Origin of the sequence: Promineifilum sp. (SeqCode) (genome assembly GCF_041918635.1) — a bacterium.
Taxonomy (GTDB): domain Bacteria; phylum Chloroflexota; class Anaerolineae; order Promineifilales; family Promineifilaceae; genus Promineifilum.
On sequence record NZ_JAYRVJ010000463.1, the window covers coordinates 1 to 9,491 of the forward strand.

General features: G+C 66.9%; 7 protein-coding genes. All 7 read left to right on the forward strand.

Features of this window, described 5'->3' with window-relative positions:
* Nucleotides 1-15 precede the first annotated feature (15 nt).
* The gene (locus ACE3UY_RS14120) at nt 16-1,599 is read left to right on the forward strand and encodes a radical SAM protein (RefSeq protein WP_374688158.1); all 1,584 of its coding nucleotides are present in this window, start codon (nt 16-18) and stop codon (nt 1,597-1,599) included.
* 97 nt (nt 1,600-1,696) lie between these two features.
* Nucleotides 1,697-2,506: a class I SAM-dependent methyltransferase gene (locus ACE3UY_RS14125; RefSeq protein WP_374688152.1), complete on the forward strand. Its 810-nt coding sequence runs from the start codon at nt 1,697-1,699 to the stop codon at nt 2,504-2,506.
* Between the two features lie 41 nt (nt 2,507-2,547).
* A complete protein-coding gene (locus tag ACE3UY_RS14130; protein ID WP_374688153.1) occupies nt 2,548-3,873 on the forward strand; it encodes an oligosaccharide flippase family protein in 1,326 nt (441 codons plus the stop codon).
* Nucleotides 3,870-5,054: a hypothetical protein gene (locus ACE3UY_RS14135; RefSeq protein ID WP_374688154.1), complete on the forward strand. Its 1,185-nt coding sequence runs from the start codon at nt 3,870-3,872 to the stop codon at nt 5,052-5,054. Before ACE3UY_RS14130 ends, ACE3UY_RS14135 begins: the two co-directional genes overlap by 4 nt.
* Nucleotides 5,055-5,149: 95 nt before the next feature.
* Entirely contained in the window at nt 5,150-6,496 is a 1,347-nt protein-coding gene (locus ACE3UY_RS14140; protein ID WP_374688155.1) for an oligosaccharide flippase family protein, read from the forward strand.
* A gap of 13 nt (nt 6,497-6,509) precedes the next feature.
* Nucleotides 6,510-8,396: an O-antigen ligase family protein gene (locus ACE3UY_RS14145; protein ID WP_374688156.1), complete on the forward strand. Its 1,887-nt coding sequence runs from the start codon at nt 6,510-6,512 to the stop codon at nt 8,394-8,396.
* On the forward strand, nt 8,377-9,491 hold a 1,115-nt coding region (locus ACE3UY_RS14150), incomplete at its 3' end, for a glycosyltransferase family 4 protein (RefSeq protein WP_374688157.1). The genes ACE3UY_RS14145 and ACE3UY_RS14150, both read left to right, overlap by 20 nt.

The window sequence follows — 9,491 nt, forward strand, 5'->3', positions numbered from 1 at the left end:
CCCCCTCCCGCCCCCATGACCGACCTGCTCTTCGGCCAATCTTACTACCTGCGCTTCGATCCCAAGCTGTGGGCGGCGCAACAGCCCTACCCGCCGCTAGGGACACTCTACGCGGCGGCGTTCGTGCGGCAGCGCGGCTACTCGGCGGCCCTGTTCGATGCTATGCTGGCCGAGTCTGAGGCGGAATGGGCCGCCGCCCTCGACGCCCACCGGCCGCGCTTCGCCGTGATCTATGAAGACAACTTCAACTATCTGTCCAAGATGTGCCTGCTGCGCATGCGCGAGGCCGCCTTCACGATGATCGACATGGCGCGGGCGCGCGGCTGCTGCGTCATCGTGGCCGGCTCGGACGCCACTGACCGCAGCGCTGCCTACCTGAAAGCCGGGGCCGACTTTGTCTTGCTGGGCGAGGGTGAGGAGACGTTGTCCGAACTGCTCGACAGGCTGACCGGCCGGACTACAACGCCTTTTGAAGCAATACTTGGTCTAGCCTGCCGAGAGGTAGGTGTCTTAGCTAGAGGAGAACCCTCTTCCCTAACCCCTAGCCCCTATCCCCTAGCCCCTAATCCCCGCCGCCCCGTTATCCAGGACATTGACGCCCTCCCCTTCCCCGCCTGGGATTTGGTGGATGTGGAGCGCTATCGCCGCCTCTGGCTGCGGCGTCATGGCTACTACTCCATGAACATGGTCACCACCCGCGGCTGCCCCTACCACTGCAACTGGTGCGCCAAACCCATCTGGGGCCAGCGCTACCACTCCCGCCGCCCGGAGGCGGTGGCCGAAGAGTTGCGCTGGCTGAAGCAGACGTACCGGCCCGATCACATTTGGTTCGCCGACGACATCATGGGGCTGAAGCCGGGCTGGTGGACGCGCTTTGCCGAGCAGGTACAAGCGCTGGACGCGCGCTTGCCGTTCAAGTGCCTCAGCCGGGCCGATCTGATCGTGCGCAGCGAGGGGGACGTGGACGCCCTGCGCCGCGCCGGTTGCGACATCGTCTGGTTGGGCGCGGAGTCAGGCTCACAGCGCATTCTGGACGCGATGGAGAAGGGCACGACGGTGGAGCAGATCCGCGAAGCGGCGCGCCGCCTGCGCGCCGGCGGCGTTCGCGTCGGCTTCTTCCTGCAATTCGGCTACCCCGGCGAGACGCGGGCGGACATCGAGCAAACGCTCCAGATGGTGCGCGACTGCCGGCCGGACGATATCGGCATGTCTGTCTCCTATCCGCTGCCGGGCACGAAGTTCCATGAGAACGTTCGCCGCCAGCTAAGCGACAAACAGAACTGGATCGACTCGGCCGACCTGGACATGCTCTACGAAGGGCCGTTCGCCACGCCCTTTTACCGGCAGTTGCACGTGGTACTGCACAAGGAGTTCCGCGCGCGGCGGGCGCTGGCCGAGTTGAGGCGCGTCGCCGCACGGCCGGGCGCGTGGCGGGCGCGCCATCTGCGCGAGGCGGCGGCGTCGCTCTATCGGCTGGCAACATTGCCGCTCGAGCGCGCCCGGCTGAACCGGCTGGCGGCCGAGCCGTCGCGCGCCGTCCGGCCCGCGCCGCACATGCCCCTAGAAGAAGCAGCGCGGCCGACGCCGCAGGAGGGGTGAGTGAGCAGTGACAGGTGGTCAGTGATGAGTATTCAGTAGTTGGCTGGCAATAACGACCACGTAGGGGCGGGTTTGAAACCCGCCCCTACCAATAACCATGACACACCCTCAGGAACACTATACCAATGTCGCCGAAGCGTTTTCGCGCAAGGCGGGGGTCTATGACGCTTTCGGCGAGAATCACGCCAACATGGCGCGGATGCGTCGCAAGGTGCATGACCACATCGCCGCCGTCATGCCGCCCGGCGGCCATCTGTTGGAGATCAACGCCGGCACAGGGCAGGACGCGGTCGCGCTGGTGAAACGGGGCTTCCGTGTCCACGCCACCGACTTTGCGCCGGGGATGCTGGCCGAGATAGAGGCCAAGATCGCGCGCGGGAACCTAGGCGGCCGGCTCACAGTTCAGGCCTGTTCGTTCACCGAACTCGACCACGTGACAGGTGGGCCGTTTGACGGCCTCTATTCCAACTCCGGCGGCCTGAACTGTATCGCCGACCTGACCGCCGTGACCCGCCACCTGCCGGCGCTGCTGCGGCCCGGCGCGAGGGTGACGTGGGTGATCATGCCGCGCATCTGTCCGTGGGAACTGGCCGTCACCATCAAGGACTTCCGCGTCGGCACGCGGCGCTTGCGGCCCGGCGGCATTCTGGCCCACGTCGAGGGCGTACACTTCATGACCTACTACTTCAGCGCGGCTCAGACGCGGCGGGCCTTCGGGCCGCGCTTCCGGCAGGTGCAACTGGAAGGTCTGTCCGTCTTCACGCCGACGGCCGACAACAAGACCTTCGCCGTCAATCACGAGCGCCTGTTCCGCGCCCTGACGCGCCTCGACGACGCCCTCTCCCGCCGCCCGCCCTTCAACAGCTGGGGGGACTTCTTTATCCTGACGATGGAGTTTGTGGGCTAACCGCCGACGGCAAACCACGGACGACAGTTAACGACTGCCCCATGCCCCCCCGCTCCCCTGCCCCCCCGCTCCCTCGCTCCCCCCTAATCCGCCTCAGCCTGAACTCCCTCTGGTTACTCATGGCCCGCATCCTCAGCCAGGGGTTGTTGTTGATCTTCACCATCGCTGTCGCCCGGACACTGGGCGCGGCCGACCTGGGGCGCTTCGCCTTCATCTCGGCTGTCGTCTTCATCGGCAACGTCGTAACGACCTTCGGGCTGGATACATTGCTGCTGCGCGAGGTGGCGGCGCGGCGCGGCAACCTGGCCGAGCGTGCGACGGCCGCCCTGCAAGAGACTGTCACCGCCGCCCTTCTCCTGCAACTGGCCTTAGCGGCGATCTTCATCAGCGTGGTCTGGATCGCGGGGCCGCGTCTGCCCAACCAGACAGCCGAAACCGCGCCCGCCCTCCGGCTGGCCGCGCTCTCACTCATCCCCCTGGCCTTTTCGACGGTTCACAGCGCCATCCTGCGCGCCCACGAGCGCATGGACCTCTATCTGATCTTCAGCCTTGTCGCGGCCCTGATAATAGGGGCGGGTGGTATTGTCCTGTGGCGGCGCGGCGGGTCATTGCTGGGCGCTGTCGGCGTCGTCGTCCTGTCACAGAGCGCCGGAGCGCTGGTTGCGGCCGTCCTCTGCTGCCCCTACCAGCCGCGACTCATCGCCCAACCGGCCCGGCTGCGGCGGGCGCTACGGCGCGTCGCCTCCGCCGGCGCGACACTGGCGACGTTGATGATTCTATCCGTGCTCTACCAGCGCTCCGGTCTGCTGCTGCTCTCGCTGCTGACCGACGATGCCGCGACCGGCTGGTACAGCGCGGCGGCCCGCGTGTTAGAAGCGCTCAAGCTCATCCCGGGCGCGTTCTTCGGCGCGGTCTTCCCCATGCTGGCCGCCAACGCCGCTGTAGCGCAGCCTGTCAACCTGCGGCGCGCCTATGCCCGCGGCTTCACCGCCCTGGTCGCCCTCTCCATCCTGCTCGCCGCGCTGACCACCATCCTGGCCGGCCCCCTCGTCGTCACGCTCTACGGCCCCGGCTACGCGCCCGCCGCGGACGCCCTCCGCCTCATGGCCTGGAGCCTGCCGCTGACCGTCTTCACCTTCAAGTACTCCTTTGAACTGGTCGTCGGCGGCCTGGAGCGCGTGGCCATGCTGTCAATGCTCCTCACCTTGTTGCTGAGCGCGGGCCTGACCGTCACGCTGATTGGGCGCTGGTCGCTAACCGGCGCGGCGGCGGCGCTGGTGGCCAGTGAACTGGTGCAGGTATGCATTCTGGCCCTGCTCTCGGCCCGCATCGTGCAGCCTGTCAGGCTGCAAGAGGGCCGCAAGTGATCCCCGCCATCGTCATCCCCGCCTTTAGCCGTCCCGCCGCGCTGGAACGCCTGTTGACCACGCTGAAAGCGGCGCATTTACCTTCTGGCGCGACCCTCGCCCTCGTCATCGACCGCGCCGGCGACGAGCGCCGCCGCGCCGGCAACGCCGCCGTCATCGAGCTGGCACGGCGCTTTCACTGGCCGCATGGGCCGAAGGAGGTTATCGTCCAGCCCCGGCCGCTGGGCCTCGTTGGCAACGTCTTCCACGCCGCCGGATTGGCCGAGCAGTACGGCGCGGTTATTCTGCTGGAAGATGATCTCGTCGTCTCGACCCGCTTCTACGACTATGCCTGTGGGGCGCTGGCCGCCTATGGCGACGATCCGCGGCTGGCCGGCATCGCCCTGAACGCGCTGTGGTTCAACGGCTTCACCCATCAGCCGTTCATCCCCTTGCTCGATGACGGCGACACCTTCTTCCTCCAACTAAGCACGCCTCAAGGGCAGGTCTATACCGCCGCGCAGTGGACGTCGTTTAAAGCGTGGTCACTAGAAACCGAGTTTCTCAGAAGAAACTCGGTTTCTGCGCCTATCCATGACCTTTTCACTGCCTTTCCGACCGACGACTGGCTGCACACCAAGGCGCTCTATTTGGCCGACACTAACCGATATTATGTCTACCCGCGCGAGTCGCTGACGACTAACTTCGGCGAGCCGGGGACGCACTTCGCCGGGCGCACGGCCCTCTTCCAGGTTCCCATGCAGGAGCGGCGCGCCCGTTTCCGCTACCAGCCGTTCGATGAGACGGTCGCCGTCTACGATGGCTTCTTCGAACTGCTGCCCGACCGGCTTAACCGGCTGACCGACAGCCTGCGCGGGCTGAGCTACGACGTCGATCTCTACGCCACCAAGTCGGCCCACCACCTGCGCGCCGATCACGTGTTGACCACCCGCCCCACCCGTGCCGCGCTGGCTACGTTTGCCAAGGCGATGCGCCCGCTGGAGGCCAACGTCATCGCCAACGTGGCCGGTCGCGGCATCGCCCTGGCCCGGCGCGAGGACGTTCACCTGGGCCAATGGGCGACGCTGGCCGCGCAATACGACAACGATCTCTACTTTACCCGCCGGCAACCGAGCCGCCTCCGCCGCCTGCCAGCCGTCCTGGCCCACCGCCTCTATCGCACCTCCTTCACCGACCGCTGACCGCCGGTCGCTGCCGGACGACAGACGACCGACCACTAACCACTCCCTGAGAAGGTTGGACAGCAGCCGCAGGCCATGCTACGCTTGCCACCCAGGTGGAAGCAAAACAGACGACACGCCCCGCGGCCGCAGCCCGCAGCATCCGTCACAACGCCGTCATCAAGCTCGCATCGGAACTTGTCGGCCGGTTGGCGCTTTTTGTGTTGGTGCTGATCGCCGCGCGCCGGTTGGGCGAGGCGGGCTTCGGCCTTTACAACTACGCGCTGGCGCTGGGTTTCGTGCTGGCCCAGGTGGCCGATTTGGGTATGCAACTCGTCATCACGCGGGAGATCGCTGCTGAGGACGAACCAGAAACCTCAGAAACCGAGTTTCTCGGAAGAAACTCGGTTTCTACAGCGCTCGTGACCACCGCCTTGCAACTCAAGCTGCTCCTGTCGCTAGTAGTGGTCGCCCTGTTATGGATCCTGACCGCCCGACAGGCCAATGGCAATCACGCCGGCCTCTTCCTGCTCAGCATTCTCCCCCTGCTGCAATCCTTCCCGGAATTCACCGGCTACGTCTTCCGCGGCCGGCAAAACCTGAGGGTCGAGGCGCGCCTGCTGGCCGCGCAGCGCGCGACCCTGGCGCTGGCCGGTATCGCCGTGCTGCTGGCGGGTGGCGGGCTGCTCGGTCTGGCGATCAGTCAAGCGGCGGTCGGCCTACTGTTCGCGGGCTGGGGTCTGGCGCTATTGCGCGGCAACGGCTGGCTGCCCGGCTGGGGCGAGGCGTTAGCCCTTCACCGGCTGGGCCAACGAGCCGACCAGATACGCTACCTGTTGCGGCAATCGCTGCCGCTGGGCGTATCCATTTTCCTGTCCATCGCTTACGTGCGCCTGGCGGTGCTGCTGCTCCAGTACATGCAGGGCGAGACGGCCGTAGCCCAGTTTAGCGCCGCGTCCCGGCTGGTCGAGCCGGCCCAACTGATACCGGCGTCGATCATGGCCGCCGTCTTCCCCGCCTTCACCGTGGCCTTGCGGCGCGGCGGGGGCGAGGCGCGGGCGCTCGGCCGCCGGGCCACCCTGCTGTTGCTGGCCAGCGGGCTGGGACTGGCCGTCGCCGGCTGGCTGGTCGCGCCCACGCTGCTGCCGCTGCTCTTTGGCCCGACCTACGCCGGCAGCGCGCGCGTCTTCCAAATCTTGGGCGTCAGCCTCATCCCGGCGTTCGTCAACTACAGCCTGACCCACTATCTGGTGGCCCGCGGCCAGCAGTTGCTCATGGGCGTCTTTACCGGCGCGATGCTGCTCCTGCACGCCGGGGCGAGCTGGTACCTGATCCCCCGGCTTGGCCCAATCGGCCCGGCGCTATCCATTGTCCTGGCCGAACTACTGCTTACGCTGCTATGCGCCGCCGCCCTGTGGCGCACTGTCGCGCCTGCTCAGCATCTACTGACCACTGACCACTAACCACTTCGCCACCATGTCTCGCGCGCGCTTTCGGAACCTCGGTTTTGCGGCCCTCCTGTTACTGGCATTCTCGCTGCCGTTCGAGCTGGAGACGCCCTGGCTCCGGCTGGGGCCGCTGGTGCTGACCAACGTCGAGATCATCCTGGCCACTGTGCTCGCTCTTGCCCTCTTGGCCGGCCCGCACCGCTCCTCCGCGTCGGAGGATGCGGACTCTGCCGGCGGTCCCGCGGACTCTGCCAACGGCTCCCCTGCTCCCCTGCCCCCCCGCTCCCCTGCTGCCCGGATTCCTCGACTGTGGCTCGCCCTCGCCCTCTGGTTCATCCTCGGCATGGCCGTCTCCGCCTGGCTAGCCCCCGAGTTCCGGGGCAATGCGCTGAAAGCCACGCTGCGGACGGTGGAGGGGCTGCTCGTCGTGCCGGCGCTGCTGTGGCTGGCCCCATCGGCGCGGCGCGGCCGGATGGTGGCCCTAGCTCTGGTGGCCGGCGGGCTGCTGGCGGCGCTGATCGGGCTGGCCGAACACCTGGCCGGCTACGACTTTACCTGGCTCGCCGTCCTGCGCCCCATGCCCACCTACGCCGGCCCCTTCTTGCGCCTCTCCGGCTCGTTCGACTACGCCAATCAGGCCGCCATCTACATCGAAGCTACCCTGCCCTTCCTCTTCGCCCTGACGTTGGAAGCCGCCGCCGGCGCGCAGCCTGTCAGGCTGCGCTACGCCCTTGTCGCCGCTGGCATCCTGGGCCTGCTTCTCTACACCCAGGCCGCCATCCTCACTTTCAGTCGCGCCGGCTTCATCACCCTCATCCTCGTCATCGGCTTCGTCGCCACGCTTGGCGTCGTCTCTCGCTGGAGGCTCGGAACCGCGACTGGAATGGAGGCCGGCAGGGAACGCTCCTCGTCTGCCCCCCATCCCCCATCCCCTGACCGCTGGCCCCTACTCTGGGCCGGTCTGGCCGCCGGTATCGTCGCCCTGGTAGCCGCCAACTGGCTACTCAGCCCTTCCTTCCGGCTGCGCCTGCAAAGCGAGGTAGACACAGAGTGGTATCGCTCCCAGATCGACGCGCCGGCCGAGTTGGAACTGCGCGCCGACGAGTTACGGACGCTGCCCATCACCGTCACCAACCAGGGCACGCTGACCTGGCAGCCGGAAGGGGCCAATCCTTTTCACCTGGGCGTGCGCTGGCAGCTTGCCGACACGGGTGATGAGCTGCTGGCGCAACCGTTTTGGCCGCTGACCGAGGCTGTGCCCCCCGGTGGGGCAACGACGCTCCAGATCCCCTTGCGCGCCCCGGTGGAAGCGGGCGAGTACCGGCTGATCTGGGACATGGAGCACGAGAATGTCAACTGGTTCGACGCGCGGGGCGATGTCCGAACCGTCACGGCAGTCACGGTCGTGGGTGAGGCGGATTCGGCAAGCGCGTCAGATGGAGAGAGTCTGGGCACGGCCACGGCCCCACCGCTCCAGTTCGACGCGCCGCTGCCCGGCCGGCGCGAGTTGTGGGCCATCGCCCTGCGCCTCATCCGCGAACACCCGCTGACCGGCATCGGCCTGGACAACTATCGCCTGACCTATAGCCGCTTCCGGCCCGACGATCCCCTGCCCGGCACGGCGCTCGATCAGACCGTCCACAGCAACAACTGGTATCTGGAGACCGTCGTCTCACTGGGCATTGTGGGCGCGCTACCCTTCCTAATCTGGCTAATCGTCCTCGTGTGGGGTATCATTCGCTCGCTGCGGCATCCCCACGTCACGCCCATGCAGATCGCAGCCGGGGCCGGTCTCCTTGCCTTTGTCGTCCACGGCCTGCTCGACTACTTCCTGCTGTTTAATGCCACTGCCATTCTGTTCTGGATGATCGCGGCGCTCTGGCTACTATTCGACTATGACGACTCTCGGATTTGACGCGACCCCCCTGTTGGGCGAGCGGACAGGCGTCGGCCACTATACCAAGCGCCTGCTGTCGGCCATCATGGCTCTGCATCCGGAATGGAGCTATCACCTCTACTCCAACCGGCCGCTGGGCCAACTGGATGAGGGCCTGCGGGGAGCCAAGGAGTTCGACAACTACTTCCCGGCCAGCCGTTGGCTGTGGATGCAACTGGTTCTGCCCGGTATCATCCGTCGCGACCGGCCTGACCTCTGCCACTTCACCAACTCCCTGGCCCCGGTCAGGCAGTCGCGCCCCTACATCCTCACCATTCACGACGCATCCCTGTTCCTCTACCGTCACTACCACCCGTGGAGCCGCATCGCCGCCATGCGCCTGCTGCTGCCGACCGTGGCCCGGCGCGCTTCGGCCATCATCGCTCCAACCCGTCTGGCCCGCCGCGATCTGCTGGAAACGCTCGATCTGCCACCGGAGCGGGTGCACGTCGTCTACGAAGCCGCGCCCGAATGGTTCCACCGCGTGGAGGATGCCGCCCAACTCGACACGCTGCGCGCCAAGTATCGACTGCCGGAGGAGTTCACCCTGTTCGTCGGCACGTTGGAGCCGCGTAAGAACCTGGAACGCCTCATCCGCGCTGTGGCCCTGGTGCACCGGCGCGGACGGCCGATCCCGTTGGTGCTCGTCGGCCCATCCGGCTGGCATCTGGATGGCCGGCACGGCCGGCCCGGTCTGCACGCGCTGGTGCGCGAACTGGGGCTGGAGCCTTACGTGCACTATCTCGGCTATGTGCCCACAGCTGACTTGCCGGGCCTGCTGACGCTGGCGACGGTGTTCGCCTTTCCGTCGCTCTACGAGGGCTTTGGGCTGCCGGCGGTGGAGGCGATGGCTTGCGGCGCGCCTGTCCTGACCAGCCGCGACACGGCCATGGACGAAGTGTGCGGCGAGGCGGCCCATTTGGTTGACCCCTACAGCCTGGAAGGCATCGCCGACGGGCTGGAGCAACTGTTCAGCGATCCGGCCCTCCGCCAATGCCTGAGCCAGCGCGCGCTGCAACAGGCCCAGCTTTACTCCTGGGAGCGGGCGGCGGCCGAGACGGTAGCGATTTATCG

Bases quoted from the DNA above. Each gene is read 5' to 3' on its own strand.
- ACE3UY_RS14120 (WP_374688158.1), top strand. From the start codon at position 16: ATGACCGACCTGCTCTTCGGCCAATCTTACTACCTGCGCTTCGATCCC.
- ACE3UY_RS14125 (WP_374688152.1), top strand. From the start codon at position 1,697: ATGACACACCCTCAGGAACACTATACCAATGTCGCCGAAGCGTTTTCG.
- ACE3UY_RS14130 (WP_374688153.1), top strand. From the start codon at position 2,548: ATGCCCCCCCGCTCCCCTGCCCCCCCGCTCCCTCGCTCCCCCCTAATC.
- ACE3UY_RS14145 (WP_374688156.1), top strand. From the start codon at position 6,510: ATGTCTCGCGCGCGCTTTCGGAACCTCGGTTTTGCGGCCCTCCTGTTA.